The sequence below is a fragment of the Methylophilus sp. 14 genome, assembly GCF_015354345.1.
Classification (GTDB): domain Bacteria; phylum Pseudomonadota; class Gammaproteobacteria; order Burkholderiales; family Methylophilaceae; genus Methylophilus.
This window is the reverse complement of the sequence record NZ_JADKYS010000002.1, coordinates 506,174-531,821: the sequence shown is the minus strand read 5'-3', so window position 1 is coordinate 531,821 and position 25,648 is coordinate 506,174. Positions and strand designations below refer to the sequence as shown.

Annotated in this window: 30 protein-coding genes; 12 read left to right on the top strand and 18 right to left on the bottom strand. The window is 43.2% G+C overall.

Going from position 1 to position 25,648, the window contains the following annotated elements; all coding sequences use genetic code 11:
* Positions 1-130: 130 nt before the first annotated feature.
* Positions 131-337, bottom strand: a complete 207-nt coding sequence (locus INP78_RS14705) for a helix-turn-helix transcriptional regulator (protein WP_194741614.1) — start codon at positions 335-337, stop codon at positions 131-133.
* Between the two features lie 148 nt (positions 338-485).
* Between INP78_RS14705 and INP78_RS07870 the strand changes: the two genes are divergently transcribed.
* Genes INP78_RS07870 through INP78_RS07860 form a run of 3 tightly spaced genes read left to right on the top strand, consistent with a single transcriptional unit; the run spans position 486 to position 2,787 of the window.
* Positions 486-719 (top strand): hypothetical protein, encoded by a 234-nt coding sequence (locus tag INP78_RS07870; RefSeq protein ID WP_194741613.1) that lies wholly within the window; start codon positions 486-488, stop codon positions 717-719.
* Positions 712-1,962 (top strand): site-specific integrase, encoded by a 1,251-nt coding sequence (locus INP78_RS07865; RefSeq protein ID WP_194741612.1) that lies wholly within the window; start codon positions 712-714, stop codon positions 1,960-1,962. The genes INP78_RS07870 and INP78_RS07865 overlap by 8 nt, the downstream gene beginning before the upstream one ends.
* A 27-nt stretch (positions 1,963-1,989) precedes the next feature.
* The gene (locus tag INP78_RS07860; protein ID WP_194741611.1) at positions 1,990-2,787 is read left to right on the top strand and encodes a hypothetical protein; all 798 of its coding nucleotides are present in this window, start codon (positions 1,990-1,992) and stop codon (positions 2,785-2,787) included.
* A gap of 15 nt (positions 2,788-2,802) precedes the next feature.
* Here the strand turns inward: INP78_RS07860 and INP78_RS07855 are convergent, their stop codons facing one another.
* On the bottom strand, positions 2,803-3,039 hold the full coding sequence (locus INP78_RS07855) for a helix-turn-helix domain-containing protein (protein WP_194741610.1): 237 nt from the start codon (positions 3,037-3,039) through the stop codon (positions 2,803-2,805).
* A 77-nt stretch (positions 3,040-3,116) separates the two neighbouring features.
* Between INP78_RS07855 and INP78_RS07850 the strand changes: the two genes are divergently transcribed.
* From INP78_RS07850 to INP78_RS07830, 5 genes are all read left to right on the top strand, one after another.
* Complete coding sequence (locus INP78_RS07850) at positions 3,117-3,950, top strand: hypothetical protein (protein WP_194741609.1); 834 nt, start codon at positions 3,117-3,119, stop codon at positions 3,948-3,950.
* Between the two features lie 39 nt (positions 3,951-3,989).
* Positions 3,990-4,622, top strand: coding sequence for a PEP-CTERM sorting domain-containing protein (locus INP78_RS07845; protein ID WP_194741608.1), 633 nt, complete (start codon positions 3,990-3,992; stop codon positions 4,620-4,622).
* A 122-nt stretch (positions 4,623-4,744) separates the two neighbouring features.
* Entirely contained in the window at positions 4,745-5,131 is a 387-nt protein-coding gene (locus tag INP78_RS07840; protein ID WP_194741607.1) for a hypothetical protein, read from the top strand.
* Positions 5,125-5,265 (top strand): hypothetical protein, encoded by a 141-nt coding sequence (locus INP78_RS07835; RefSeq protein WP_194741606.1) that lies wholly within the window; start codon positions 5,125-5,127, stop codon positions 5,263-5,265. Before INP78_RS07840 ends, INP78_RS07835 begins: the two co-directional genes overlap by 7 nt.
* Before the next feature lie 106 nt (positions 5,266-5,371).
* Positions 5,372-5,866, top strand: a complete 495-nt coding sequence (locus tag INP78_RS07830) for a ProQ/FinO family protein (protein WP_228522741.1) — start codon at positions 5,372-5,374, stop codon at positions 5,864-5,866.
* A 710-nt stretch (positions 5,867-6,576) separates the two neighbouring features.
* On the opposite strand, the gene INP78_RS07825 is transcribed toward INP78_RS07830, so the two are convergent.
* The 13 genes from INP78_RS07825 to INP78_RS07765 all read right to left on the bottom strand — a co-directional run bounded on the left by INP78_RS07825 (position 6,577) and on the right by INP78_RS07765 (position 17,891).
* Complete coding sequence (locus INP78_RS07825; protein WP_194741605.1) at positions 6,577-7,269, bottom strand: hypothetical protein; 693 nt, start codon at positions 7,267-7,269, stop codon at positions 6,577-6,579.
* Between the two features lie 121 nt (positions 7,270-7,390).
* Positions 7,391-9,658: a TonB-dependent siderophore receptor gene (locus INP78_RS07820; RefSeq protein WP_194741604.1), complete on the bottom strand. Its 2,268-nt coding sequence runs from the start codon at positions 9,656-9,658 to the stop codon at positions 7,391-7,393.
* Between the two features lie 43 nt (positions 9,659-9,701).
* A complete protein-coding gene (locus INP78_RS07815) occupies positions 9,702-10,451 on the bottom strand; it encodes a PEP-CTERM sorting domain-containing protein (protein ID WP_194741603.1) in 750 nt (249 codons plus the stop codon).
* A 54-nt stretch (positions 10,452-10,505) separates the two neighbouring features.
* Positions 10,506-11,255: a hypothetical protein gene (locus INP78_RS07810; protein WP_194741602.1), complete on the bottom strand. Its 750-nt coding sequence runs from the start codon at positions 11,253-11,255 to the stop codon at positions 10,506-10,508.
* Positions 11,256-11,533: 278 nt separating this feature from the next.
* Positions 11,534-11,920: a DUF2946 family protein gene (locus INP78_RS07805; protein ID WP_255526774.1), complete on the bottom strand. Its 387-nt coding sequence runs from the start codon at positions 11,918-11,920 to the stop codon at positions 11,534-11,536.
* Positions 11,921-12,060: 140 nt separating this feature from the next.
* The gene (locus INP78_RS07800) at positions 12,061-12,396 is read right to left on the bottom strand and encodes a carboxymuconolactone decarboxylase family protein (RefSeq protein ID WP_194741600.1); all 336 of its coding nucleotides are present in this window, start codon (positions 12,394-12,396) and stop codon (positions 12,061-12,063) included.
* Positions 12,397-12,485: 89 nt separating this feature from the next.
* Complete coding sequence (locus tag INP78_RS07795) at positions 12,486-13,175, bottom strand: DsbA family oxidoreductase (protein ID WP_194741599.1); 690 nt, start codon at positions 13,173-13,175, stop codon at positions 12,486-12,488.
* Positions 13,176-13,262: 87 nt separating this feature from the next.
* On the bottom strand, positions 13,263-13,928 hold the full coding sequence (locus INP78_RS07790) for a hypothetical protein (protein WP_194741598.1): 666 nt from the start codon (positions 13,926-13,928) through the stop codon (positions 13,263-13,265).
* A gap of 70 nt (positions 13,929-13,998) precedes the next feature.
* Positions 13,999-15,453 carry a dihydrolipoyl dehydrogenase gene (gene lpdA / locus INP78_RS07785; protein WP_194741597.1) on the bottom strand — a complete coding sequence of 485 codons (1,455 nt, stop codon included), beginning with the start codon at positions 15,451-15,453 and terminating at the stop codon, positions 13,999-14,001.
* A gap of 46 nt (positions 15,454-15,499) precedes the next feature.
* Positions 15,500-16,438, bottom strand: coding sequence for a lipoyl synthase (gene lipA / locus INP78_RS07780; RefSeq protein WP_194741596.1), 939 nt, complete (start codon positions 16,436-16,438; stop codon positions 15,500-15,502).
* Between the two features lie 58 nt (positions 16,439-16,496).
* Positions 16,497-16,880, bottom strand: a complete 384-nt coding sequence (gene gcvH / locus INP78_RS07775; RefSeq protein WP_194741595.1) for a glycine cleavage system protein GcvH — start codon at positions 16,878-16,880, stop codon at positions 16,497-16,499.
* Positions 16,881-16,914: 34 nt separating this feature from the next.
* Entirely contained in the window at positions 16,915-17,298 is a 384-nt protein-coding gene (locus tag INP78_RS07770) for a rhodanese-like domain-containing protein (protein ID WP_194741594.1), read from the bottom strand.
* A gap of 53 nt (positions 17,299-17,351) precedes the next feature.
* Positions 17,352-17,891, bottom strand: coding sequence for an OsmC family protein (locus INP78_RS07765; protein ID WP_194741593.1), 540 nt, complete (start codon positions 17,889-17,891; stop codon positions 17,352-17,354).
* Between the two features lie 386 nt (positions 17,892-18,277).
* On the opposite strand from INP78_RS07765, the gene INP78_RS07760 reads away from it, so the two are divergent.
* Positions 18,278-18,895: a TetR/AcrR family transcriptional regulator gene (locus INP78_RS07760; protein ID WP_194741592.1), complete on the top strand. Its 618-nt coding sequence runs from the start codon at positions 18,278-18,280 to the stop codon at positions 18,893-18,895.
* A gap of 13 nt (positions 18,896-18,908) precedes the next feature.
* On the opposite strand, the gene INP78_RS07755 is transcribed toward INP78_RS07760, so the two are convergent.
* Positions 18,909-19,073, bottom strand: a complete 165-nt coding sequence (locus INP78_RS07755; RefSeq protein ID WP_194741591.1) for a hypothetical protein — start codon at positions 19,071-19,073, stop codon at positions 18,909-18,911.
* Between the two features lie 119 nt (positions 19,074-19,192).
* Here INP78_RS07755 and INP78_RS07750 point away from each other — a divergent pair, with 119 nt between their 5' ends.
* On the top strand, positions 19,193-20,452 hold the full coding sequence (locus INP78_RS07750; protein ID WP_194741590.1) for an OmpP1/FadL family transporter: 1,260 nt from the start codon (positions 19,193-19,195) through the stop codon (positions 20,450-20,452).
* Positions 20,453-20,657: 205 nt separating this feature from the next.
* Here the strand turns inward: INP78_RS07750 and INP78_RS07745 are convergent, their stop codons facing one another.
* Together INP78_RS07745 and INP78_RS07740 are read right to left on the bottom strand one after the other, a co-directional pair.
* On the bottom strand, positions 20,658-21,410 hold the full coding sequence (locus INP78_RS07745; protein ID WP_194741589.1) for a hypothetical protein: 753 nt from the start codon (positions 21,408-21,410) through the stop codon (positions 20,658-20,660).
* 260 nt (positions 21,411-21,670) lie between these two features.
* Positions 21,671-23,005, bottom strand: a complete 1,335-nt coding sequence (locus INP78_RS07740; RefSeq protein ID WP_228522739.1) for a sigma-54-dependent Fis family transcriptional regulator — start codon at positions 23,003-23,005, stop codon at positions 21,671-21,673.
* A 460-nt stretch (positions 23,006-23,465) separates the two neighbouring features.
* Here INP78_RS07740 and INP78_RS07735 point away from each other — a divergent pair, with 460 nt between their 5' ends.
* Together INP78_RS07735 and INP78_RS07730 are read left to right on the top strand one after the other, a co-directional pair.
* Positions 23,466-24,821 (top strand): selenium-binding family protein, encoded by a 1,356-nt coding sequence (locus tag INP78_RS07735; RefSeq protein ID WP_228522738.1) that lies wholly within the window; start codon positions 23,466-23,468, stop codon positions 24,819-24,821.
* Between the two features lie 47 nt (positions 24,822-24,868).
* Positions 24,869-25,648 (top strand): SCO family protein, encoded by a 780-nt coding sequence (locus INP78_RS07730; protein WP_194741587.1) that lies wholly within the window; start codon positions 24,869-24,871, stop codon positions 25,646-25,648.

Sequence of the window (25,648 nt, the reverse complement as noted above, 5' to 3'; positions counted from 1 at the left end):
CATGCACTCATACTAATCTTGATGTCGTTTTTAATTAGAGTTTCTATATATTAGACAGTAGATAAGGCAGCGTTGAAGATCAGTAATCTACTCGTAATCGGTAACTAAATTACTCGCATTGGATGAGTTCTTAACTATCAGCAATAAACTCTAGCAGATCTTCAATATTGCAATTTAGATAATTACACAGCCTATTTAGCACCTCCAAATCTACTCGCGTCGCAGTTTCATCATAAAGAAGTGTAATAGAGTTGCGATGCACATCTATTGCCCGAGCTACATCAGCAACCTTTAATTTTTTCTCTCCCATAATTCGGGATAAGTGACACTTAATCACACAGACCTCTCTTTTTTCATTCTAAATGAAAATAATTGTTGCAAAGTGAAATAATTACACCTAAAATATCATTTAGAATGAAATTTATATGTTTTGAACGATATATATTCATTCTACATTGACTATTTATTTTTAGGAAGGAATCACTATGTCACAAACGTTTCTCACCACAGATCAATTAGCAGAGCGGATCAACTACAACGCCAGAACCATTCGAAATCAATTGAAAGATAGCGTTTTAATTGAAGGCAAACACTACATTCGCCCATTTGGGCGTAGAAAAATTTTATACATCTGGGAAGCCATTGAGAACGAAATATTAACTCGCTCAGTTAGCCCTGCTGCAATCCCTATGGCAAATGGTGGTTATTGCCATGGCTAGTGTCCGCGATTACAACGGCAAACTTTTCTGCGACTTCCGCTACCAAGGAAAAAGATGTAGAGAATACACAGCGCTTAACGATACTAAAGCTAATCGGCAGAAACTCGGAAAGCTTCTTGAAAAGATCGAAGCTGAAATTAAGGAGAACATCTTTGACTATGCTAGATACTTCCCAAACAGCAAATTAGTAAAGACTTTTGCAGTTAGTCACCGCATTGCTAACAACTCAAATACCTATTCAGCAATTGGACTTGCACATCTTGACTCGACGCATCAGCCAACTCTCAGTGGTCCGCTATTTAAAGCTTTCGCTGAAAAATGGTTTGATGAGTGCAAGATTGGCTGGCGCAAAAGCTACGTGCAGACCATGCGAGACACTATCGATAAACATCTGGTGCCGTATTTCGGAGAGAAGGTAGTCAGCAGCATCCGTCGTGAAGACATTCTTGATTTTCGTTCGCAACTCGCCAAAGTCCCTGGACGAAAAGGTCAAACACTCTCCGCACGCCGCATCAATGCCATTGTATTGGGATTAAGACAAATTCTTAATGAGGCCGCTGACCGCTATAACTTTACCTCACCAGGTCAAAGAATCAAACCCCTCAAGATTAAGCGTCTGGATATCAAGCCATTTACGCTCGACGAAGTGAACCTGATTCTTAAAACTGTGAGGCCTGACTATCGCGATTACTTCATTGTTCGCTTCTTTACCGGCATGCGCACGGGGGAGATCCATGGCTTGAAATGGAAGTATGTCGACTTTAAGAGTCGTCAGATCCTGATTCGTGAAACCTTGGTTGGTGATGAGATGGAGGATGAGGGTAAAACCGACTTATCCATCCGCGAGATTTTCATGTCAGATGTGGTGTTTGATGCGCTCAAGCGTCAACTTGAGGTCACGGCCAAACAATCAGAGTTTGTGTTCTGTAATGCTGAAGGCAAACCACTCAATCTGAACAATCTCACCAATCGTGTGTGGTATCCCCTACTCCGCTACTTGGGCTTTGAATTACGTAGGCCTTATACCTCACGTCATACCGCGGCAACGCTTTGGTTAGCTGCAGGGGAAAACCCAGAGTGGATTGCCAGGCAGATGGGGCATTCAACGACTGAGATGTTGTTCCGGGTATATAGCCGCTATGTTCCTAACCTCACCAGAAATGATGGCTCGGCATTCAACCGTTTGCTCTCGGGGAATTTAATTGTGCCGGCAGGCAACGCGGCCCCCAACAACGGTCAGTAATCAGCGTTTAATGAAAAGGATAAAACAATGAAATTTTTGAAGGCAATTGAAAATACACAGTTACTGGCAGTGTGCAGTATCTACAACCTGTTCAGAATCCAGCATCTGTCTCGCGAGAAGAATTCTGACTCGACTTATATCTACAAAGCAACACTGTATAGAGACTTCCGCACCCTACGCGTCACCTGGTTATCTAAACATGAGCGTAAGGACTTAGGCTATGGCGTATTGGTCCGTGCTGAGTGGATGACTAAGAAAATTTTCACAGAGGGTACCAATATTATTGAGACGCTGACCTCGGTTGGCACGCTCTTGAATGATGAAAACCTGGACACGACATTACTACCCGCTTGGAAGAAAGACCCCTATGCTGTTCATGCGCTTTTGAACCAAATTGACGGCCTGCCGACGGAATACAACAAGCTGATCAACCAGGTGCTGGTAAATCACTATGTGTTTTATCACTTCCTCAAAACCCCAGGAGCTTTGAACGGGGAGTTTGAGTGGCTGGGAGGCTTGATTGAGAAAACATTACTCAACCTCACACACCTGGAATCTGATCTGACCTATCAGCGATTACAGCGCCCCAAAGAGCAACTCATGGCAGCGGTCATTTTGCTTGGGATCAGTCGCTACAATCAGTTTGACTATGACACCCGCAGTCATTGTTATAAAAAGCGCTCGGCCAAAGTTACGCACGATCCAAGGCAGGTCGCGCTTGATTTAATCAGCAAGGCCAGAAAAGCACTCAATATGGAAAATCATTTAATTTTTGATCGCCTGATCAGTGTGATCCTGCATGAGGACTTCGAGTACTTACCCTAGCAAAACCAATCTGGATTAGGCAATGCTGAGTTCGTCGGATACAAGATCCTGCATTTTGCACTGCAAGATTTCCGCTATCCGACAAAGGATGGAAATGGATGGGTTAGCAATCCCCCGCTCCAACTGACTGACATATGTTCTATCCACACCTGCCTGCAGTGCCAGTTTTTCCTGAGACATGTTCAAAGCTTTTCTGCGCGCGATGATATTGCGCGCCAGATCGGCTTGAATAGTTTCCAGCATTGAGGACATGCCTCATTCTTTTACGAATGAGATTAACAGTCCACGGAATATAATCTACAATAGTTAACATTCGAATAAGGATAACTATGCCCATCAAATTTGTATTACTTGCTTTTATTGCACTATGCATGAGTGGTTGCAACTCCGCTCCCACCAAGAATGACACAGCAAAAAAGGATCTGATTCAGCAATACGACGCCTTCTACAAAGCGACTATCGGCGAGATCTTTGATCCAGAAAAGGTTAAAAAGTGGATGACCTTTGATACCGAGTTCGGCAAGACCAAGATCAAGGGCGTCAACGAATATCGTCGCTATTGGTGCTCTTCATTTGATGTGACCGAAATGAAAAGACGCACCAAGAATATCGCCAGCAACTACTGCTATGAATTAGGAGGAAAGCTTAATGACAGATGGTGCCGTTCACCAGAGGACAAGCCTTTATTCTTCATCGCAACAGGGGATATGCGTTTCTTTGGCCCATCGAACATTGCAGGGTATTGCCAGCCTGACCATATTTTCGCATTAGTGGTTTCTACCTCCGAGGGCGCGGCACCAGAAGACTGGAATAACAGAGCGGCGAATACCTATCACTACATCCCATTGTCAGATGTGCTCCAACAGGAAAAGCAGGCGAATCAATATAAAGAAAGAGAATTGGTCAATCGCCGTATCCTGGCAGAAACCAACGGGACCATGGTTTTAGCTAGAGGCGTAGGTCGTAGAGCTTGCAAGGAGTCTGGCATTTGGACTTACTCAGGCATAGTGAACAAAATCGAGAATGAAAGAATTCAGGTTCTGGTAGACACAAAGTCCTCGAACGGGGTAAGGGACAGGTTTTTCACATCGACTGTAGCAGTAGACGCTGCAAGTAAATGGTTTCCCTGCGACACCGTCGACGAACTCAATCTGCATAAATAAGACTTTTAATGATTCACTTAAATAATAGGAAACTCACATATGAAACACCTTTTGCTGTTACTCATGTTCTTGTGCAATACAGCCAATGCCACCTCATACAACCTCGTTGACTACGGTACTTATACGTTGGATCAAAACTCCGGATTAGAGTGGTTGGATACCAGCTTTACCCAGGGGAAATCCTATAATCAAGTATTAGCCTTGCTTGGTCATGGCCAGACATTAGAAGGCTGGCGCTATGCAAGCTATGATGAATTCAAGCAGATATTTACTGGTCGCGGATATAGCTTAAATGGTACATCTGACATCACAGCTGTTACCGGGAAAATAGATAACGATCATTTCTTTATCACGTTGATCGACTTACTTGGTGCAACAGATACCGGTACTGACAAAAAAGACCTATTAGGACTGACTGCTGAGGACTACAAAAACCGTGATGAAGACTCCCAACTCTACGGCCTCATCACAAGCACTTATGACAAGCCCACTATTTATAGCTCCGTGAGTTTTGGTCGCTACAACGATGATAGATCAGCAGCCAATCTAGCCTCTTTCCTGGTGAGAGTCGCAACGCCTGTCCCGGAGCCTGAATCAATCACCCTGCTATTTGCAGGTCTAATGTTTGCAGGCTGGCGAGCACGCAAATACAGATCAAATCGAGCTCAATAACGTGATTCTATAAAACAAGCGCCATATGGATCAGGGCTTCAGATTCATTTGGATGCGAAAACCATCACGCCCGTTTGGTCAGTGACTGGAGATTCGGGCGACCAGAGAAAGTGACTAAATGTATGTCGGCACACCACTGGAAAAACTTCATCACAAAAATGAAACTCAGGTTTAGCCGTCAAAGCTGTGATGAAGTTGAGCTTGAGGTGTTGATGTCAAAAGTGACCGAGAACAACAAACACGGTTTAGTGTTTTGCGAGAAACCAACCTCTTTAAAGCCCTCTACATCAATTGACGAAAATGCGAGCTTTACCATTCAAATTCACGTGGAGCCTTTTGAAGAAACGCAAAAGCGATGGCATAGACAAACGCAGGCCATAAGAGAAGGCAATATTCCAGAAGTCACTCGCCATCTTAGTTTTGAAATCTGGGATGACTTTCTAAACATTCTCACCGACGAAGGCAAAGCCATGATTGAGGACATGAAAGGAGATTCAGAAAAATGTTAGCACTGATGATTGCTTTATTAATTATTACCATTATTGCCACAATAGCAGCGTTTACTGGCGTATATATTCTAAGAAAAAAGAACATTGCCAGACGGAAGCTGCGTCAGCAACCTAGCAGCCAAACTAAAATTTAATATCTAGCCTGAAAAGCATTTATTTGTACAAGATTTATACTCTGAACAAGGTGTCTAAGTCTCGGCAAACACGTTGAACTGCACTAAATAAATCATATTAAATAGATTGCGTGAACGTAACAATCTGTTAGAAAATTCGCTTCAAGAAAAACAACCTGTTGAATTTACTGCTATGGGCCTCGAACAACTCGCCGAACTCAAGAAGCAACTTGCTGAAGAAAAGAAATCTAAGCAGACTGCAAAACCAACACAAAAGAAGAACCCGAACCCAGTCGATCCTGTGGTGTTGATCATAGGCAAGCTCCAGAGGCTTTACCCCAAAGCATTCCCTAAGAATCCAACACCCAAAGTACCATTGAAAATTGGAATTCTGGAAGACCTTCAAGCACGATCTGAAGAAATTGGCATCTCAACGGAAGACTTACAGTTGGCAATTAAAACCTGGTGCAAAAGCTCACGTTACTGGCAAGCATGCAAAGAAGGGGCTGATCGTTTAGATTTAGACGGGAACCCAGATGGTGTAGTCGAGGCGACCGGAGCAGCCCATGCAAAAGGGATGGTGCGAAAACAGGCCAAGGCTAAACAATCACCGACTGAGTAACTCGTGCTTGAGAATCTATTAATTCCAATAGGAAAATCTCTCATATCCCCTTTCATGAGTTTGATTTCTTGGACATATGGCAAATTTAAGCGGCCATCTATAGAACTGAAGAAAGCCCCTGCAAATTTCTTCTTCCACATCAAACCTGGTGTTACAGTTGAAAGAATGCGAGAAATACTTGGGGCTCCACACAAGAATATCGGTGAAGACTATCTATACTCATTTAGAGATCTTCGTGTACAGATTTCGATAGACAATGAGAATAGCATTAGGTCCATCTCAGCCGCATTGACAAACATATCTCGACTTTCAAGATCCCTCCTTTGTCGTACATCTTAGGTAAAACAACATTTCTAGACGTGCTGGAGGATGAAAACCCAATACACTCAGATCTTTCCTCCAAGTTTTATCACTACTGGACTGAGGCCTATTATGGATCATGGGGTGGATATTTTTACTATTCCTTTGGTGTTTTAGAAGCACCTGGAATCGCCTCTCCCCCTGGCAAATTTTGGTCCCCCAATACCCAGACTAGATCTGAGATCCCTAAAGATAAGAGAATAAACTGGGTCAGTATTTCCATCTCAGAGGGTATACCAGCATTTAACTATTTAAGCTTCATGTAAATGTTACGCACAAAAGAAAATTTAAAACAAAAGAATTCGCGATCATCTGAGATGAACAATAAGCTCAAAAGACCATAAAAGTCACTACAAACCATTTACAATTGAACCAAATACCACAGAGTTCCAGGTTTGGAGTTTGTGACTATTTATATAAGCCTCAACTTGTGGGTTATCCCTTTCGGCGGGTAAATGAGCCACTTTTTCTGGCTTTGTGCCATAGAAAACAAAGCAAGCAACTAAGACCAATGCTATGCCAAGCATTCCCAACGCGACAAACCATTTGTCAAAGGGAGGTGAACGACGTGCAGTAAGTGATGCTGACACGAAACCGGAGACAATCAGACCGTCGAACAAAACAATAAGCAATGCTAATAAACCTCCTTTAGCACTGACTGTGAAGAACGCATGAGCAACAGAACAGCAAGACAACCCAATAGTGAAGGATATTATTGAGCTGGCTAACTGTGTCAAGCGCACCTCTAGATGAGCAACCATGCTTTCAAGTTTTGGAAAACGACAGCCACATGCATTAATACATGTAACAAATGACGCAATGCCGAGAAGACCGACAAAGACCAAACCAAAAGCATTGAAAGAAACAAAGTCTGAAAACAATGCATCAGCCCAGGAGTCTTTCGGAGCCACTCCAGTTTCCTTGAGTCGAAACTGCACAATCATTAACCATCCCACCAAGAATCCACATATGCCGAAAAATGGGAGATCTTTTTTGATTTCTTTCCCTAAGGAAAGGACTACGGATTTGATTTCTTGATTCATAAGACTACGGTTAGAGGTAATGCTTGCATATTAAAACTCGTTCACTCAATACAAGTAACAACTACAAGCTAAGTTAAAGTGCAAAGAAATAACTTTCATATCTTTTTCCCCCATGAATAAGTCAATACATGATTGTCACAGCCACATTGGCGGACCTTCCCATGCCAGGTACATTTACGCCCCATGGAAGGATACCAGATGTCATTGAAAAACCCTGCCCAAGATATGCCCCACCCAGTGGCGAGTAGTAAAGCTTATTTAGTACATTTTCAAGACTCAAATCCACTCTCATAAACTTATTACCGTAACTAGTGCGCAAATTAAACAGACCATAGCCATCTGTTTCTGTCTCATTACGGACTTGTGCAACATGTTCTTTGGCAGCAACCAACTGCACCTCCGCAGTAGATGTCCAGCCTCCCAACCTATGCTCCAGGGAGAAGCGACCATTCAGTGGCATGATGTGATATAGATTATTACCCGTCGTCGTATTCTCACCTCTGACATATGAAATACTGGCTTTCGTAGTCCACAGCCCAGATGCACCATCTTTATCTAACACTCTGACACCCGACAAATCCCAGCCATAAAGTCTTGCGGATTGATTCTCATATTGCAGAGTAACGAAAGCATTGCTACGAGTTATGTTATTAGCGCCACAAGAAGCTAAGCGACATCTTACCGCATCAATGTAATCATCTATATAAGTCACATATGCGTTGAGTTTAGTTGACCAAACAGAGCGCTCATCATCATGCCAGTCTGCAGTAAAGTTGGCAGTATGCGCAACCTCAGAATCCAGATTCAAATTTCCAATATAGGCATTACCATCTCCAGCGAAATTATTCATCAGAGCAGCCATGGTAAAAGACGACCATGGATATAGTTCGTAGACACTTGGAGCACGGCTCTTTCTAGCAAATCCGAACTCATAGCTTTGCTTTCTATCTGGTGTGAATCTGGTTAATGCCGTCCAATCATAGTTCTGATAATGCCGACCTTGGCTTTGCGCGTTAAACGCATTGGCATCAGTGCGGTAAATAGAGGTGCTGCTATATCCATGTACCTTACCAGCATCCGCAGTGACGACATCTGTACGCAAACCAAAAGATGTTTGCCACGCATCACTCCAACTACTTTCCACTTCGCTAAATAGACCAATCCGATCGCGACGCCCATTACGCACATTCTGGAAATTGTCGCAGCACATAGATCCGGCACCCATCCCTAGCAATGGAGGCCACCAATCATCCAGATCGTATAATTTAAAATCTCCGCCGACCTTAAGCACATGCTCATTAATTGGGACGGAAACATTTAAACTTCCTCCCTTAGTTTCAGCATTAGATAGCATAGGCATCGCAGGCATATAAAGGCTCCGCTCATAAGACATATCCATAGCATGCTGTACCCGTTGTCGGAACAGTTTGAAATGCACATCACCCCAATCATATAGTCCGCTATATCGCATATTAAAAGAGGTATTCTGGTTATCTGTCATATCCATGCGCTGATTTGGGAAACCCTCAAACCCGACGCTTTGCTGACTAATACCCAATTGCAAAAGATGAACATCATGCCTTAATGCAATATCAAGAGACTTGTTCGCGGAGTTTGAAATTGCGCTTGACCCAACCTCATCTAAATCAGTTTTATACAAACCATTTCTCAAAATCGGCGCCCAGGTATTCGCATCTTTGAAATTTCTGGCTGCCCTGTAATTTGAAGAACTCAAATGAGACTCTGAATACTGCATGCTCAATTGATTCGTAGCAAAGCTGGCAGAAGCATTCCAGCCATTTGCATATCCATTACTCCTGTAAAAGCCTCCCAAGCTACCATTGATTAACTGTTTGCCCGCTTCAGCAAATACTGGATTGGCAGAAGATACCTGGATTGCCCCACCCACACTATCCCCACCCTCGCTCACAGGTGTGATGCCAGTAAATACTTTGATATTACCAACCTTCACTGGGTTGATATATGACAACACTGAATTCATGTGATTGGGACAGGCTGCAGACATGTCCATACCATCCACTTCAAGCTTGAGCCGTTCATCTGCCAAACCATGAATAACAGGTAAGCTAGATATAGCACCTGCACCATAGACGTTGACTCCGGGAATATCCTCCAATAGCCGAGCAGAATCCATAGCGGTGGTGCTACGTTGTTTTATAGCTTTTTCATTCACCTCTGTTCCTGATAGTGGAACTGCTTGAGGTCGCTCCATCACAATTTCAACTGATTGGATGTTTAGCGTACCATCCTCTACTTCCTGACTAGAGGCTTCGGCAAAAGCAAGTCCCGAATAACTCGATAGCAGTAAAAAGCTGGCAAGCCAATAAGGTTGATGGCTCAAAATAGATGAAGATTTTATTGATTTCATAAAGGGCTGCGCCCGGAAACCAAGCGCAGCTCTCCTTTCTGGATTAGCCGATTTGACGTTTTTGTCTTATTGCCAAACCAAGCAACCCCACTCCTACCATAAACATTGCGTAGGATTCTGGCTCTGGCACAGGTACGGTCACAGCACTGATTGTCTGCGCCAGTGGATACCCACTCATAGTACCCACTGCACCATATCCGCTTACCGATGTGCCCGTCATACAAGTAGCTCCCATCATGCCGCCAGCAGCACAATCCGCATAAGCAAGCTTATTGATCTGCGTCTGCGTCAAAGCAGTCAGCGGATTGTCAGGCACAAAAATCAAAGCATAAGCATTGCCTGGATTCCCCTTAGCGGATGGAAAACCATAGTAGATACCACCTGCGGCAACACCAGAGGCAGGGCTCCAACCATTACCACCCAGGCCTGTCCAGAATGTATTAGTACTGGTATTTTTAAAAGTAGCGGCGAATGTGCCCCCGAGTGATGCGTCATACCATGACACAAGCTGATGATTTAAAGATAGCCAAGTCATGTCATCTGCGCCATTCACACCAGTACCAGGGTTGTAATTCGTAGATCCAGTCATCGCTTCGCTCAACTGCCCTGCAAGGCCAGTAATTGTTTTCGTTGCACTATCATAGGTAAAAGAGCCCACAAAATATGTGTTCTTTGGTTGAGTATCTGGCTCGAACCAAGTTGTTGTCACGTTGTAAGTGGACACAGTAGCCATTGCCGGTGTAGTTACTAACGCCATTAATCCCACTACTACTGATTTTTTCAAAATACTCATTGTCTTCTCCAATTAAAAGAAGTGAAGTTCTGACTCCACTCAATAAAATTAACTTCAAACCTTGTTTGTACGTCGCATTTGCCAACCAATGAATGACAAGCCCGCTAACATCAGAGCGACACTCTCAGGCTCAGGTATTGCTGACACACTTAGCAATGCGGTGTAACTAAAAGGACCTGCAACAATATTGCTGTTATTGCCTCCCACCATGATGGTGTAATCACCGGCATCGAGCAGAAACTTACCCGAGACTCTGTTGGTGTGAGTAGTTGCAGAGCCTGCATAGATGAAGTGACTCAAAGCGGTATCTACTCCAGCGGCATCTCCATCGCCCCCCATTTGCCAATCACCTAGCGAGTTCCATACGCCATCAGTATCAACAGCCGTTTTACTTACTCCTAAATTTGCCTGTGCCCAGCTATCACGCCAGGCTATCGAAGCTAGAGAACTGTCGTAATCTGCACTGGTTTGAGTGCCAGGCCACACACCATCTACACGGACCGCGCCTAAACCAGAATAAATAGAAAATGCTGGTAACAAATCCGCAGAAACGGCATCGACACTGAAGTCAACCCATGCTTCGTTTTGTAATGTGAAGCGGAATGCACGAGCGCCATGACTGTCACCCAAGTTGCCGCTTGCCGCATCGGTCCAGGCATAGTTATTAGTAGCTGTAGTTGTAATGCTGTTATTGGCGTCAACTAAGCCAGAAAACGTACCAAAATCCCGCCCGGTATAACTAAGATGTGCCCAAGCACTTTGCGTTGCTAAGAGCATAGCTAGTACTAATAATGATTTTTTCATTCGAAATTTTTCCTAAAAACTAGACCAATACCGGTATCTGTCCTAACTACGTGTCAGAAAAGTACATACAGCCATGGCCCTGTCGAGCAAGATAATTGCTCAACCATTTGATTGATTTGATCAGTACAAAGAATGGATGAGATGCGTGAATGCACCTGAAATGCAGCCGAAGGATTTACTCATGACAAACATGCTCGCCACTGACGAGTCAATGACGTCTAACATATCAGTATGATGCTTTCACTCGACGCAAAGCTGGATCCAGACGAGCTGATCTTTTAGCTTTGGAGTGGCGCTTGAGGTGGGGCACGAGAGGTGTGTGCCGTGGGTTTGAAATTGGATATAACTGGAGATTTATAGTCGCTCAGTGAGATACGTATCTGTGCTTGCTGGTAGAGTACAAATGCAGGGCTGTGTGAGGGTATGACAACCTTGTCCATGGCGATATGGCAGAATGGACAATGATTCAGATGATGGCTGAGCGAGATTGGTTTCTCAGAAGGCTTGTAGCTAATCAACATGGATAGCTGCTTACCTTGAGTTGTAGATACTATGACAAGTTTATTTCCTTGTGTGGTACAAACCTGTTGAATAAAACCGTGATCCTCATGCATTGGGAAAGCAATTGTTAATGTTGGGACGAGACTAATCATCAGCATGGCCATTATGGCGAACTGAGCAACGAATCTCTGTAACTTAACGTTTCCCATATTGCTTATATGATCTAATTTTCCATTTTTAAATTTAGCATTGCTGGATATCTTTTACAATCTTGATATCCAGCGCCTCTTGAGCTTGGTCAAGTTTATTCAACGTTTTTTACAGCATCTAAAGCTCTTGCTGAGTAAACCAATGCTGCACCAGCATTCATCGCAACAGCAACGCCAAGTGCTTCGGCGATCTCGGCTTCAGTTGCGCCATGCTTTACTGCTGCTGCGGCATGAACAGTGATACATCCATCACAGCGCGTAGTGACTGCAACGGCCAATGAAATTAATTCCCGGGTTTTAGCATCCAAATGATTCGTCTTTGCCCCAGCACCACTGGCAACCATATACCCATTAACTGTATCTGGACTTAACTTACCCAAATCACCAATGCGGCCAATTAACTCAGCACGATAACCATTCCAGTCCATCATGATTTCTCTCCTATTTTCATTATTAAAACCTCTGTATTACAGAGCCATTTAACAGATACTATAAGTACCCATTGAAGTTGATTGGTTAATTAATCACAGCTAGTAAGCCCACACGTAGGGGCATCCTCAACTATTGTTGCATCGATGCCTGGCTTTAATGAGTTAAGCATCTCTAAAAGTGCAGCAGCTGATTGAGCCCCAGAAAGAACCTGGTTTGAATTAAAAACAAATAGGGGCACGCTACTACCGTATTGCAATGCCATCAGCTCATCTCTCAGCACCTCAGCAGTCAGTCTTTGATTTCTCCAGGCATCATCAATAACAATCTCTGAAATGCCAACATCCAGTGCAATTTCTTTAAGTGACTCCCTTGTAAACAAGGACTTACCATAGGTTGTAGAGTCAAGATAGAGCCTCTCCATCAATGCACTGCGCCTGGCAGGATCGATAATTGACTTAACTAAACAATGTGCTTGTAAGGTGTCGCCAAACTGCATACTCTCGAAGTCATAGGTCAGGCCCTCTAATTGCCCCTGAGATTCAACCATAGCGACTAACTTACTGGCCCGCTCCTCACTCAGAAATTTGATAGTCACGGCTTGTTTGAATGGAGAAGGATCTGCTTCAGCAGCAATACGAAAACTTCTATAACTTACCTCTACCAGAGAGCGATGCTCAAAATGCTTTAGTGCTTTTTCAAAACGATGTTTAGCAATCCAACACCATGGGCAGACAAAGTCGGACCAGATATCCACAGTAATCACTTTGTTAGTAACCATAAAACTCTCACATCACTCGTATTAATATTCTCTTTTTAAAAACATACCATCCAGTCGGTATTTATGCAAATAGATTTTATTTACTCATTAAGAACCAACAATATTCATACCTACCCCATGCAACCGCCCACGAGGATCAAGTTGATAAATCAAGGTCTCCCCAGTCATTGCAAGCGAGGTGAATTCTAGCTGCAGCATCTCAGCTGCAAGGGATAGATAACCTTGAATGATATGAGTATCCCTCCACAACTGTTGCTCTCGATCTTTGATATAGTTAGGCGCTTTTCCAGGCTCAGCCACCAACATAATCAATTCGCCCTGTTGAATGTCAACTGCTCGATACGCAGCTCTCAAGCTTTTAGGATTCAGAGATTGAATCACTTCCATAGAATGGTTGTATGGGTTATATCTTTTCAACATCAAATCCTGTTGGTTCCAGGTCAGTAAATGAATCGGCTGAACACTTCTCTCTGAAAAACATGGTCGCAATCGTTGGTAATAACGCATTGTGTGTTTTTCAGAAAACTGCTGCCTGGATGTCAGCCATAAAAGCGCACCAAGAGTTTCAAGTGAAACCGCTCTAAACTTCTTTTTTGCAGAAACACCAAAAGGAATATGGTCGATAGTGAACGCTTTATAATCCTCTGGTATTGGTAAATTGATCACATCTGAATATTCCCATCGGAAAGGTTTATAACTCTCCTCTGATGCAATCGAATTTTCTAACGTTACAACTGTTCTCTGGTTTCTCATTTGATGATGTAAATTTAAAAAGACGTCTAATAACTGTCGACTGTTAGCAAACGCTCTATACTTTCAAGAATTAGGCTGCCTTGGTTTGCTTCTTCATGTATAAATCAGTGATGGTCCCAAGATTCATTTCTGCTGCAAAACAAATGGTTTCTGAGAGTGTTGGATGCGGATGAATTACCTGCCCAAGTGCCTCGGCTTTAGTGGCCGTTTCAATAGCAAGTACGGCCTCCGTAATCAACTCTCCTGCATTAGCCCCCACAATAGCCGCGCCTATAAGCTGATTTGTGTATTTATCAAAAATCAGTTTAGTCACACCTTCAGTTCGATTGATAGACATAGCGCGACCACTTGCCGCCCAAGGGAAAGATGAAACCTCGATGGCAATACCGTGTTCTTTTGCTTCGTTTTCTGTCACTCCTGCCCAAGCAATTTCTGGATCGGTATAAGCCACCGATGGAATAACAGTAGTCACGAACGCTGCCGCATGTCCTGCAATCACCTCTGCAGCCACTTTGCCCTGGTGAGTCGCTTTGTGCGCTAACATTGGATTACCAATGACATCTCCAATAGCGAAGATATGTGGCACATTAGTACGCATACACTTGTCGACAGGGATGTACCCTTTATCGTCGACAAAAACTCCTGCATGTTCCGCTCCGATGAGATGGCCATTAGGTTTGCGTCCAATCGCGACTAGGACACGATCAAAGACAGCATCTTGAATGGTATTTTCGCCAGAAAAATCGACATGCACGCCATCTTCCATGGCTATCATTTTATCGACCACGGTGTTCACCATGATCCTCTCAAAGCGTTTAGCCATGCGGCGATGCAATGGCCTAATAACATCTTTGTCACTACCTTTCATCAAGGTCGGAGAGCGCTCAGCAACAGTCACACGTGAACCAAATGCATCGTAAACTGTACCCAGCTCCAAACCAATAATTCCGCCCCCAATGACTAACAAGCGCTCAGAAATATCCTTCATGGCCAATGCATCTGTGGAATTCATAATGCGCGAATCCACTGGGGCATTTGGAAAAGTAGCTGGCGATGAGCCAACTGCAATAATCGCATGATCAAATCTAACAATTTGACTTGGCATATCATGCAACTGAACACGCATTTCGTGAGATGAGATAAACGTGCCCTTGCCTTGAATCACATGAACGCTACGTTGCTTCGCCAGCTGATTTAGTCCTCCCGTAAGTTGGTCAACGACATTATCGGACTTCCACTTTCTTAACTCATTTAAGTCAATTTCTGGTTTTACAAACTTGATGCCGTGCGGCGTCATTTCTTCTGCCTCGGTAATTACCTTGGCGGCATGAAGCAATGCTTTAGATGGAATACAACCAACATTCAAACATGTGCCACCGAGTGCATCACCTTTATCGACCAATACGACTTTCAAGCCAAGATCCGCTGCACGAAATGCTGCGGTATAACCTCCTGGCCCTGCTCCGACGACGAGTACATCTGCCTCAATTGCTGGTGTGGTATGCGTTGTTTCTACCGTATGCATTTTTTAATTTCCTCCAATTTTTTATTGATGATCACGTAGTACGTTATTAGCCTATTAAAGGTGAGGCCTGTTTATCTGCGTGATACGATGAACGAACCATAGGTCCGCACGCTGCATGTAAAAAACCTAGCTCCTGAGCCTTGGCAGCGTAAAACTCAAACCTCGCGGGCGCGACATATTCTTTTACTGGCAAGTGATATTCCGTTGGCTGTAAATACTGACCAATAGTCAACATATCAACATTGTGACGACGCAAATCCTGCATTACGTCTAGAATCTCCTGCTCGGTTTCACCCAATCCCACCATCAACCCAGATTTAGTCAACACGTGCGGATTCTCCGCTTTAAACACCTCTAGAAGCTGCAACGAATGCATGTAATCAGCACCTGGCCGCACCTGCTTATAAAGCCTAGGCACAGTTTCAAGGTTGTGATTGAGTACCTCCGGTGCGTGTTGGCTAAGTAGAGAAATTGCAGAGTCAAGACGCCCTCTGAAATCCGGAACCAACAACTCAATACGTGTTGCAGGACTCCTCATCCTTATGGCTTGCACACAATCCGCAAAATGTTTAGCACCTCCATCCAGCAGGTCATCCCGATCCACACTAGTAATCACCACGTAATTCAGACTCAAAACCTCAATGGCTTCGGCAAGATGCAAGGGTTCCAAAGTGTCCGGTGGCTTAGGGCGACCGTGGGGCACGTCGCAGAATGGACAGCGGCGCGTGCACAAGTCCCCGAGAATCATGAATGTGGCTGTCCCCTTACTAAAACACTCTGCGATGTTCGGGCAGGATGCTTCTTCACATACTGTGACTAGTTTCTGCTCACGAAGAAGATTCTTTACCTCCATAAATCTTGGGCTAGAAACTGGCTGCATCTTTATCCAAGACGGTTTCTTTAAGCGGGGTTCGGGGACAATTTTGATGGGAATTCGGGCTGTCTTGGACTGACCAACTTCTCTTATCTCTGTTATAGAACTCATGATTATTCAACCGTTAAAAGCCCACTACTTCGCGAAGAAACAATAAGCTTCATTTTAGTTAAGCACCAACAGCGTCCTTATAACTGTCGACATCCATTAAAAGCTCCAACTCATCAGGATTAGATATCTTGATACGGACAATCCAACCTTTTCCATGTGGGTCATCATTCACTAATGTTGGCTCACTCATAAGGGCATTATTTACCTCAATAACTACCCCGCTAATTGGAGCGATCAGATCAGATACTGTTTTGCGTGACTCCAAAGTGCCAAACGGCGCGCCGATAGTTATCGTGCTTCCAACAAAGGGAAGCGATACATCAACAATATCCCCCAAGGTGTCTTGTGCAAAATCAGAAACGCCGACAATTACCTCATCGCCCTCTGCCTTTTTTACCCAAGCGTGCTCACCGTGATACAAGCAATCATTTGCTAGACTCATAAGAATTCCTGAATGTTTTTTGTAATTTGACTGATTAATTTGTCCAAGGTAAACCAGATTGCTTCCATTGCTCCATGCCACCTACCATCGAGTAAGCGTTGCTAAAACCCAGCATACGAATTGACTGTACTGCTAGAGCACTACGAGAACCCGAGCGGCAGTAAACGACCATCTGCTTGGTTCTATTTTGCAAGTCTGGGTAATCACTTGAACTATCTGGATCCAATTTAAACTCCAGAACACCACGCGGGATATTAGTAGCGCCAGCAATATGGCCTTCGGCGAACTCCGAGGGCTCACGTACATCTATGATTAAGGTATTAGGATCCTTAATCATATCGCTCACTGCGTGTACATCAGCTTCATTGATATTTTGCTTTGCCTTAGCCACTAACTGTTTTGCGGTTAGGAATTCCATCATCGACTCCAATAAAAAGAAGCCCACTGTTGTGTGAGCTTAATTAAGTACTATTAATTTAAAGAAAGATTATGAACAGGCTCACCATTCAGTGTGGTCTGACCCGTAACCTTTTGGGCACGAGCCAGAATATCCATCACTGGGCAATGGCCTTCAACCACTTCAATCAGCTGAAGGATGGCTTTCTCATCAGCAGAGCTACGTAGCGTGGTTTGATAAGAAATTTGCTGATATCCAGCGCTAACCTCTGGATCAATGCTGAGCAAGCCACGCAAATCTAGGTACCCCTTCACATCGACCTTACACTCATCAAGTTTGATACCCATAAATGCAGCGTAAGCCGAATACATGATTTCCTGACATGTACCCAACGCGACCAACACCAACTCCACGGGATTCATACCTTGATCACCGCCACCCAAATCCGCAGGCTCGTCTATGATTAATGGAGGAAAGTTACGCACTGTTGCGGAACAGCGTACATCTTCCTCCAACTTAGTAGATGCGCGAAAAACTACGCGTGATGCAGATGGATTAACGTTGATTGCGTCAATCAAATTGCCTAGGGCATGTTTTACTGACTCCTGGGACATCCTATTACCCTCCTAATCGCTATTTAGATATTTATGATTTGAACTGCATTACTAACTTGCGGAATTTTCTTTTTCCGGCTAAATCAGCGTTACATTTTCAGCAAGACTAATGCCAGCACACATAAGCGATTGTTTTATTGGAGAAATACGAAAAACTCAGAAACTCTCTCTACAGAGTTTCACGTAGAACTATGTCAAAAAAGACTGCGATATGTCTTATTTGGCGTGAGATTTGTCAAATATGACAATTGCTTAGATTTTGTATATAAGCGCGATTGGTTCCATGACTCAGAAAAACCACAACAAGACACATACCATTTGGTTGGTATGTTTTTAGATTATGGTATGATTTATCAACAACATATTGAATCTTTGGAGATCCAGCCATGGGCACGTCAAAAGCTGAAGCCGCTGCAGCATCTAAAGCGCGCATTTTAGAAGGCGCGCAGAGTTTAATACTAAAACGCGGCTACACTGCCATGACAGTAGATGCAATCTGCCAATATGCTGGAATTACTAAGGGTGGCTTCTTCCATCATTTCGCCAATAAGGAAATATTAGGAGAAGCTGTACTCACTCAATTCTGGGAGGATGTTGAGAGTCGCAATGCAAAAGCCCCCTATAAAAACGCGGCCACCCCGTTAGAATACCTTGAGGGCTATTTGGACTTTGCAATCCAGTCATATCAGGATCCCGCGTTGCGCCAAGGCTGTATGCTAGCCATTTTTACTATGGAACTAGCTGAAAGTAATGAAACGCTGTTCAAGATTGCCTCATCACACTTTAGTAGTTGGAGAACGGAGCTCGTGGAAATGCTTGAAAAAGTGAAAGAATATACAGGTTCTCAATTGGATCCAACCCACTGGAGCGACTTCTACATCTCAACATTAGAAGGAGCATTATTGCTAGCAAAGGCAAACGATGATCCAGGCGTCATTACGCGATCACTAACTTTATACAAGACAATACTACTTAATTGCGCAACACAAGTTAAAGCCAAGTAACAACTCTATAACATCAAATTTCCGCCAATAACGGATGGGACAATTTTGTCCCATCCTGCCAGATCTCCTCAAAATTGACTGTCACTTTTGACATTCCGCACATCAAAAACTCTTTCTGAATTTCCGCAAAAAATCCAACTTTAACTTTCATTTCAACAGCTTGCACCTGCTGGCCCATCTGTTGCTATGTACCTTCAGCTGATTTCAGCTAGTTACAAATTTGTAATGTAATTTTAACAACCAACTAAATACCTTAAATCAAATGAGATTTGAGCGATTTACAGGAGGGAAGAAAGTATGTGTACGAAACGTACCAATGTTATAAAAAGCTCTACAAAAACCTCATCTATCACAGTGATGGTTTCGGCATTATTTGCCTCAGCCTCAGCGTTTGCAGCAAACTATGGCACTGACTTGAACAACACAATGCTTCCTGCCGCTGGCGGTATGGCTGGTGTGAGTATTGCGCACTCAATTGAACCATCAGCTGCTGTTTTTGGTAACCCTGCCACGCTGACGCAATTCAACGAAGGGACCAAGTTTAGCTTTGGTGCAACATTCTACAAACCAGAAGTAAAAGCAAACCATAACGGTCTCAATACTGGAACAGCATGGTCAGGAAAGTCAAAAGCGACTAACTACTTAGTGCCAACAGTTGCAGTTACTCAAGCATTTAGCGACAAACTGGTTGCAGGGCTTGGGTTAACGGCTCAATCAGGTATTGGATCGGACTTTCGTGACAAAGCTGGCAGTCTGAACCCAGACTCAGAACTGCTTGTGTTCATGGCTAACGTTGGCTTAGGTTACAAAATTACAGACAAACTGTCTGTTGGTGGTACGGCAACTGTAGGCAATGGTTATCTGCAAATGGGCTTATCATCCAATACAGCCTCCTCTCACGGCTTTGGGGTTCGCGGCACCTTAGGCGCAAAATATGACATGACTGAGTCTACTAGCCTTGGCGCCTACTATCGTAGCCCATTGAAAATCAAATATGACAATGTCGTTGATAATGGTGCACCTATTGCTCCAGGCAAAGGCAACTTCTGGGATGTCAATGTAGAACAACCACAAGAATTTGCAGTGGGTATCTCAAATAACTCCTTGTTAGACGGCAACCTTCGCCTTGGTGCAGATATCATCTACAAAGACTGGTCTTCTGCTGACCTATACAAAGATATTTTCCGTGATCAAACAGTGTTCGCATTGGGCGGCGAATTGAAAACCGGTGCGGCCAAATGGCGCTTAGGTTATAGCCATGCACGCAGCCCAATTAAAAGAAATGTTGGCAGCACAATTGCCGGCGTATCCTCTATGGGCTCACCTGTGGGGACCTTAACGTTGAACCCGTCTCTGGTGCAATATTTCCAAGCAACGAATGCTGAGCCTATTTGGGAAGATCAAGTTTCTGCTGGCTTCGGCTATGCCTTAACTGAAGCGCTCTCCCTCGACTCTCATGTTGCATTTGCACTTAATAATCGCGAAACTATTGGTAATACAAAAGTTTCAGCCAGTACATGGCAAGCTGGTGTTGGTTTGACTTGGTCGTTCAAATAATTTTGAGAAGATAAAAAAGGGGAAAGCAAACCTCCCCTTTTTGACCAAACTCGCTTTTAGCCATCTTTTGCAACTTAACGCTATGTGGTTGCAGTTGCATAAAACTTGTTTGGTAATGACTTTATGATTAAACATGCCATTACTAAAAAAGCCTGCTTAAAGCAGGCTTTTCTTATTTATTTTAGTGATTAATCAAAACTACTTATCACATTATTACTCGACCTTTATCACCAAACCCTTTTGGCACTGCGCTTAATCCGGCTAAGTAATCAAGTAAGCTGTTTCTACAACTGAGCGTATTTGAAGTTTGCAGCCATGCTCCTTTTCGTCTTTCCAGCCAACTATATGCAAAAGCGTCTCCAGCATCAAATTTCGCGTTGAATGCTTTCAGTATATTTCCCCTTGGATTAACTGCAACGTGAATGGCTAACTCATCAAAGCCAATGTCTTTAACGTAACATCTTCCGGGTAAATCATTGGGCAAATGGAAATCAAAGATATGACCAGAATTATGATCGGTATGACTAAATTTGCCATTTATCCAACGGTTATCTTCTGGTCTCAAGGAAAATATCTTCTGATTAATGCCTTCATTAATCGCTACCACCATCAAATTGCGCCAGGCAAGTTGACGCTTAGACTTATACTCAATTTCGAATGCTGTCATTGGTATTGTCGAGATGACTTCAGGAATATCAACCCCTTCAAAACTGAACTCTGGATCGTCTTGATAACCGAGGTGAACTAACCTATTGAAGAAAGCTTCTTCATTCAATAATTCAATAGGCGGATCAATAGCGAATTTATTGATATCGTTTATTAGTGAAGCATGCGTTTTGCGATCTAACGCTACTGCAATTGCTTCGGATAAATGCGATGATTTAATTTCTGGGAAAAAGAAGCGAAGCTCTTTTTTTAAAGCGGAAACAGAATCTGCTGTAATAGCGATAGACGCCATAAGGATATCTCCAATCACATTGGATGAAGTCCATCGATTACACATCATCCACCAATGATTAGAGGCAGAAAATACAGCAAAATACTTGTTTAACCCGATGGCAGGTTCGGTTCAAGCAACCTTGGATTAATTTACTATAAGTAAATTGATACTTCAATACACAAAATTACCATTGTCAGAATAAAATCAAAATAGGGAACGATAATGAATTACTCAGACTATTCGAAGAATGGATAAACGCAATGGACGGTTAAAAACATTCACTCTAATGGCTGACTCTTAATCTCTTTAAGCTTCCGATACAAAGTCCTCGGTGTTAGTCCCAGCTTCTCTGCTAAATCTCGTTTCGAATCATTGCTCTCACTAACTGCCCACTGCAAATACATAGACTCAAGCTCATCCAAGGGCAATATATCCCCCCTGAAATACTTATTAGTCGAGATAGACTCAGTTTCGTCTGGGAACGCTTGATCTGGGATCAAATGATGCTTTGTGATCACTTGAGAGTCGCAAAGCAAGATAGCCCGATCAATCATGTTGCGTAACTCTCGAATATTGCCTGGAAAAGAGTAACTTTGAAGAAATTGCTTTGCACTATCCTCAAAAATCATCTCTTTAGTTGGGGAGAGTTTCTTCTGAAAATACTCAGCTAACATCAAAATATCTTCAGATCGTTCTCTCAGAGAAGGAATATGTATTGGAAATGCATTAATGCGATAATAAAGGTCCTGCCTGAAAGTACCTTCCTGGACCATCTTTTTAAGATCTCGATGCGTAGCAGATATTAATCTGAAATTAGTTCGTTTGACATCTAGACCGCCAACTTTACGGTACGTGTTTGACTCCAGTAAGCGCAACAACTTTACCTGCTGACTCAATGGAATATCACCAACCTCATCCAAAAACAGAGTTCCACCATTGGCCATTTCAACCAAGCCCTTCTTATCATTGTAAGCCCCGGTAAAAGAGCCCTTCTCATGACCAAACATTTCACTCTCAAAAAGAGTCTCAGTTAAGCCAGAACAGTCAACAATAATAAAACTCCCTGCGTTCCTCTTGCTTTTTTTATGGAGAAGATGTGCCATTACCTCTTTACCAGTACCAGACTCACCGAGGAGGGCCACGGGTGTATCACTAGCAGAGGAGCGCTCAACCAATCCCAAAACCCTTGTAAACCATGGGCTTTTACCAGCTACGCAATCTGGACTATGTTCTTTTAGATGATGATTTTGATTCCGCAAGGTCTCAATATAAAAAGCAGGCTGCCCCTCTTCATTGAGAATAGGAGTCAACTCCACATCTACATGCTCACGGCCACGCGGAGTATGGTGAATGTGAAATACTCGATGCGTGGATTTAGTTTCTTTTGCAACCTTTAAAGGACAAGACTCCCCTTGCTGGTCACATGGCTTAAGGTAATGATGTGAAACCTCATAACAGTGCTTGCCTTTCAGCGGTTTACCTTCGCCAAAAATCTTTTGGTACGCAGTGTTGGACGCGATGATTTTGTAATCAGTCCCTAACACAAGCCTTGGTTCAGGCAAGGAGTTTAAGAAATCAATTAAATCCTTGCTCACAGTAATTTCAGAGCCCATCATCTTCCCCTTGGCCTGATCGAATCAAGCCAATTAATTATTTTATGGATACAAAACTTATAACGTCTTTTTTACAAAATACACAACTCTAGAAATGAATGTCAATTGTTATTATTTTTAGTGGCATTTTTGACCCTCAAGTTATATAACTAACTTAATACATCAATATCACATTGAATTATATGACTTTTGTCACCTACCAAATTTGATACACCATATGCCATTTTTGGCGCAAATAGGTAAAATCCACCTAGCACTGTGACACCACTGTCCATATTTTCAGGGCACCGCCGAAACAATTCATTTACATCTTGAAATATCTACTTACAAAACAGCTAATTAGAGGAACTGGCACAGGAGTTGCCTTAGTAAGGCACGCAAGTAACTCTTGCTATAAGTTTTTTAATTCAATTTTTGAGAGTTTAATTCTAAAAAATTCGTAAAGATCTAGGAGAATAGAATGTATCTTACCGATAAGTTTCCAAAGCTTAAGGCACTTACAAAAGCTGTTGCTATGGCAGTCGTTGTTGGTGCAGCCACTCAAATGCCAAGCGCAATTGCGGACGAAACCAGCTGCTCACCTTTTACTCCTTTGGTAAAAGGTCAAGAAGACTTCGTTTATGTTTGGACATTGGGTGTCAAAGGCTTGGGCGATGAGTCTGACAAGTTGGTAACAGTTGACGCAAATCCAGCATCTAAAACCTACGGCAAAGTAATTAACAAGCTTTCTGTTGGCGGCCGTGGTGAAGCACATCACATGGGTTTCACTGATGATCGCAAATTCATGTGGGCAGGTGCATTGGACAGCAACAAGATTTTCATCTTCGACGTTGCGACTGACCCATCCAAACCAAAGCTGGTTAAAACTTTGAATAACTTTGTAGCCAAATCCGGCTTAGTTGGTCCACACACTTTCTACGCAATTCCAGGCCGCATGATCGTTGCTGCCTTGTCTAATGCCAAAGATCACGGCGGACAAACAGGTATGGCAATCTACACGAATGCTGGTGAGTATGTGTCCACCACCATGATGCCGACTACCAACGGTGGCGATGGCTTCGGTTACGATGCAGCAATTAACCCAAACAAAAATGCAATGTTGACGACAGCTTTCACTGGCTGGAACAACTACATGATGGACTTGGGCAAGTTGATTAAAGACAAGGACGCCATGAAGCAGTTTGGTAATACCACCGTTATGTGGGATTACAAAACTATGAAACCAACAAAAATCTTCAATACTCCTGGTGCTGCGTTGGAAGCACGCTGGTCATATGCCCCTGGTGACAACTGGGCAGTTACTACAACTGCCCTGACATCAGAAATTTATGTGTACAAACAAGATGACCATGGTGAGTGGCAACAGCACAAAGTTGGCACAATCGGCGATCCAGCCAAGATCCCACTGCCAGTGGATATCAGCTTAGTGTCTAGCGGTAAAGGCCTGTGGATCAACACATTCATGGATGGCACAGCCCGCTATTGGGATATGACAGACCCATTGCACCCAAGCGAAGTTTACACCAAGAAAATTGGTGAGCAGGTAAATATGGTTTCACCTAGCTACGATGGCAAGCGTGTTTATTTCACAACATCTCTGCTGTCAAACTGGGATATGAAGGGTAAATCCGACGACCAATTCCTGAAAGCGTACAACTGGGATGGTAAAGATCTGAAGCTAGCATTCGAGATTGACTTCTACAAAGAAAAACTCGGCCGTGCTCACCACATGAAATTCCAGGCACGTGATCTGAAAACATTACAACCATTGCAAGCTTCTACTGCTAATAAGTTGAACTTTGCTTCAAATCCATAATTATTGTTTCACACTAGGACCCCCAATCCTGCTTTAGATAGTTAAATATGATCCAAAACTTGCAGTATAAATATCTAGTAGCAGGGTTGATCTTTATAGCATCTACTTTGCTTGGATATATTGCTCTTTCCCAATATATTCCAAGTAGCGGTAAGGTAGATGCTTTTTCTGCTTTATCTAGCTCCAAACCTATTGAGAAAGAATTCAATAAAGAATTACAGACAAGAATTGCTGAACAAAAACTAGCGGCTGCCGGCACTTACGAATTACAAAAAATTTTCAATGCTCCAGATGGTGACGTCCTGGACAGTAAAGGCAACGCCGTCAAGCTTAGCCAATACACCTCTGGTAAATACACATTACTCACATTCTTCTACGACATGTGCGCAGATGCAAAAGGCTGCCCTTATGCCTTTACTACAATGCATACAGTCAAAAACTATCTTGAAAAAACCCCCGCGCTTTCGAAGCAAGTCCGCTTTGTGAATATCAGTTTTGATCCTGAACGAGACACTCCGATGATGATGGCAGGTCTCGAAAAGCGTGCGAACAGAAATAACAAAGACTTCAGCATTGACTGGAGATATTTAACTACTAAGAACGTAGACGTATTGATTCCATTGATTGACGCTTACGGCCAGAACGTTGATATCGCTCTGGATAAGGACTCTGGTAAACGAACTATGGAATATCCACATGTCTTAAAAATATATCTTATTGACCCTAAGGGGGTTATACGCGAAATCTATTCAACAACCTATCTCAGTCCGGAAATGTTGTTGAATGATATTGAAACCTTAATGATAGAAACAGAAAAAGGAGTTTAA

What these genes read in the sequence shown, in the direction of transcription:
- INP78_RS07870 (WP_194741613.1), top strand. Translation starts at nt 486, where the DNA reads ATGTCACAAACGTTTCTCACCACAGATCAATTAGCAGAGCGGATCAAC.
- INP78_RS07865 (WP_194741612.1), top strand. Translation starts at nt 712, where the DNA reads ATGGCTAGTGTCCGCGATTACAACGGCAAACTTTTCTGCGACTTCCGC.
- INP78_RS07860 (WP_194741611.1), top strand. Translation starts at nt 1,990, where the DNA reads ATGAAATTTTTGAAGGCAATTGAAAATACACAGTTACTGGCAGTGTGC.
- INP78_RS07855 (WP_194741610.1), bottom strand. Translation starts at nt 3,039, where the DNA reads ATGTCCTCAATGCTGGAAACTATTCAAGCCGATCTGGCGCGCAATATC.
- INP78_RS07850 (WP_194741609.1), top strand. Translation starts at nt 3,117, where the DNA reads ATGCCCATCAAATTTGTATTACTTGCTTTTATTGCACTATGCATGAGT.
- INP78_RS07845 (WP_194741608.1), top strand. Translation starts at nt 3,990, where the DNA reads ATGAAACACCTTTTGCTGTTACTCATGTTCTTGTGCAATACAGCCAAT.
- INP78_RS07840 (WP_194741607.1), top strand. Translation starts at nt 4,745, where the DNA reads ATGTCGGCACACCACTGGAAAAACTTCATCACAAAAATGAAACTCAGG.
- INP78_RS07835 (WP_194741606.1), top strand. Translation starts at nt 5,125, where the DNA reads ATGTTAGCACTGATGATTGCTTTATTAATTATTACCATTATTGCCACA.
- INP78_RS07825 (WP_194741605.1), bottom strand. Translation starts at nt 7,269, where the DNA reads ATGAATCAAGAAATCAAATCCGTAGTCCTTTCCTTAGGGAAAGAAATC.
- INP78_RS07820 (WP_194741604.1), bottom strand. Translation starts at nt 9,658, where the DNA reads ATGAAATCAATAAAATCTTCATCTATTTTGAGCCATCAACCTTATTGG.
- INP78_RS07815 (WP_194741603.1), bottom strand. Translation starts at nt 10,451, where the DNA reads ATGAGTATTTTGAAAAAATCAGTAGTAGTGGGATTAATGGCGTTAGTA.
- INP78_RS07810 (WP_194741602.1), bottom strand. Translation starts at nt 11,255, where the DNA reads ATGAAAAAATCATTATTAGTACTAGCTATGCTCTTAGCAACGCAAAGT.
- INP78_RS07805 (WP_255526774.1), bottom strand. Translation starts at nt 11,920, where the DNA reads ATGGCCATGCTGATGATTAGTCTCGTCCCAACATTAACAATTGCTTTC.
- INP78_RS07800 (WP_194741600.1), bottom strand. Translation starts at nt 12,396, where the DNA reads ATGATGGACTGGAATGGTTATCGTGCTGAGTTAATTGGCCGCATTGGT.
- INP78_RS07795 (WP_194741599.1), bottom strand. Translation starts at nt 13,175, where the DNA reads ATGGTTACTAACAAAGTGATTACTGTGGATATCTGGTCCGACTTTGTC.
- INP78_RS07790 (WP_194741598.1), bottom strand. Translation starts at nt 13,928, where the DNA reads ATGAGAAACCAGAGAACAGTTGTAACGTTAGAAAATTCGATTGCATCA.
- lpdA (WP_194741597.1), bottom strand. Translation starts at nt 15,453, where the DNA reads ATGCATACGGTAGAAACAACGCATACCACACCAGCAATTGAGGCAGAT.
- lipA (WP_194741596.1), bottom strand. Translation starts at nt 16,438, where the DNA reads ATGAGTTCTATAACAGAGATAAGAGAAGTTGGTCAGTCCAAGACAGCC.
- gcvH (WP_194741595.1), bottom strand. Translation starts at nt 16,880, where the DNA reads ATGAGTCTAGCAAATGATTGCTTGTATCACGGTGAGCACGCTTGGGTA.
- INP78_RS07770 (WP_194741594.1), bottom strand. Translation starts at nt 17,298, where the DNA reads ATGGAATTCCTAACCGCAAAACAGTTAGTGGCTAAGGCAAAGCAAAAT.
- INP78_RS07765 (WP_194741593.1), bottom strand. Translation starts at nt 17,891, where the DNA reads ATGTCCCAGGAGTCAGTAAAACATGCCCTAGGCAATTTGATTGACGCA.
- INP78_RS07760 (WP_194741592.1), top strand. Translation starts at nt 18,278, where the DNA reads ATGGGCACGTCAAAAGCTGAAGCCGCTGCAGCATCTAAAGCGCGCATT.
- INP78_RS07755 (WP_194741591.1), bottom strand. Translation starts at nt 19,073, where the DNA reads ATGGGCCAGCAGGTGCAAGCTGTTGAAATGAAAGTTAAAGTTGGATTT.
- INP78_RS07750 (WP_194741590.1), top strand. Translation starts at nt 19,193, where the DNA reads ATGTGTACGAAACGTACCAATGTTATAAAAAGCTCTACAAAAACCTCA.
- INP78_RS07745 (WP_194741589.1), bottom strand. Translation starts at nt 21,410, where the DNA reads ATGGCGTCTATCGCTATTACAGCAGATTCTGTTTCCGCTTTAAAAAAA.
- INP78_RS07740 (WP_228522739.1), bottom strand. Translation starts at nt 23,005, where the DNA reads ATGGGCTCTGAAATTACTGTGAGCAAGGATTTAATTGATTTCTTAAAC.
- INP78_RS07735 (WP_228522738.1), top strand. Translation starts at nt 23,466, where the DNA reads ATGTATCTTACCGATAAGTTTCCAAAGCTTAAGGCACTTACAAAAGCT.
- INP78_RS07730 (WP_194741587.1), top strand. Translation starts at nt 24,869, where the DNA reads ATGATCCAAAACTTGCAGTATAAATATCTAGTAGCAGGGTTGATCTTT.